The sequence below is a fragment of the Psychrobacter sp. 1U2 genome (genome assembly GCF_051847575.1).
In genome coordinates, this window is the sequence record NZ_JBPYDC010001388.1 from 1 (window position 1) to 611 (window position 611).

Annotated in this window: 1 protein-coding gene; it reads right to left on the reverse strand. The window is 31.6% G+C overall.

Annotation, left to right across the window (positions count from 1 at the left end; translation table 11 throughout):
• The coding region (locus ACS8FD_RS22250) for a hypothetical protein (RefSeq protein WP_439277462.1) at positions 1 to 564 on the reverse strand (564 nt) is incomplete at its 3' end.
• Positions 565 to 611: the final 47 nt, after the last annotated feature.

Genomic DNA, 611 nt, shown 5'->3' on the forward strand with positions numbered 1-611 from the left:
ATCGATATCTTGACCAAATAAAATAACATCATAACCCGATCTTTTGAAACTTTTTATTACTTGGTCAAGTACATACAATGGGACTACTTTCCCATAATAACGATCCATAAATCTATACTCACCATAAACTAAGTCACCCGATCTTAAATGTATAGCGAGCACATCATTTTTCAATACAACTGACTCAGCTAAACTGCGAGCCATTAATACATCTTCATTAAAACCGATTTCTTCAAATGCTTCCTTATATTCAGTTCTTAAATTACTAAACTGATATTCTTTATCTTTAATTTGATTTACAAGATATTGCTGTTGTACTAAGATACCATCATACTCGGTTAGAGAATCAGCGTTAAGTTTAGGTATTTCGTTTAACGCCTTCAAATTAGACCTATTTATAGCATCTCTCTCTATTAAATGCTCTTCTATAAAGCTCTTATTGAATATATTCTCAACCTTATCAATAGCATGAAAACTACTTTCTGAAAATGATAAAGGCCAAGAATAAAAGAATTTACCATTAGTTTTTCGAGCAAGTACTATACCGTTGAGTATTGCTTTCAACCTTTCACCTAACCCATCACCTCTGTTAACTATAAAAGCAAGTTGAT